This is a genomic window from Polaromonas sp. P1_G1 (assembly GCF_056405595.1).
Window position 1 is genome coordinate 1 of sequence record NZ_JBFUBU010000167.1, and the last position, 481, is coordinate 481.

1 protein-coding gene is annotated in these 481 nt (G+C 62.6%); it reads right to left on the minus strand.

Features of this window, described 5'->3' with window-relative positions; translation table 11 throughout:
• Nucleotides 1–63 precede the first annotated feature (63 nt).
• The coding region (locus AC1D1Y_RS26300) for an aldo/keto reductase (RefSeq protein WP_477684937.1) at nucleotides 64–481 on the minus strand (418 nt) is incomplete at its 5' end.

Genomic DNA, 481 nt, shown 5'->3' on the forward strand with positions numbered 1-481 from the left:
ATGGTGTCCATGGGTATGGAAACCATTGTAGAGGTCAGGTGGCGTGCCCCTAAGGCCTATTTGTCACACGTTGACGGACGCGATAAACGACTCCGGGTAGCGCTGGCCGGCGGCGGCGTCTGGCGTGAACACCGCGTTCAACTCTGTCAGTTCCGCCGCGCTCAGCACCAGGTCCAGGGCCGCGATGTTCACGTCCAGGTAGGTGCGGCGCTTGGTGCCGGGAATGGGGATGATGTCATCGCCCTGGGCCAGCACCCAGGCCAGCGCCAGCTGGGCGGCTGAGGTGCCTTTGGCCTGTGCCATCTGTTTGACCTTTTCCACCAGTTCCAGGTTGCGGTTGAAGTTCTCGCCCTGGAAGCGCGGGGAGAAACGGCTGCGATAGTCGTCCGCCGGGATGTCTTCAGGCTTGGCAAATGCGCCCGTCAGAAAACCGCGTCCCAATGGCGAATAGGCCACCAGGCTCACGCCATTGCGGCGACAG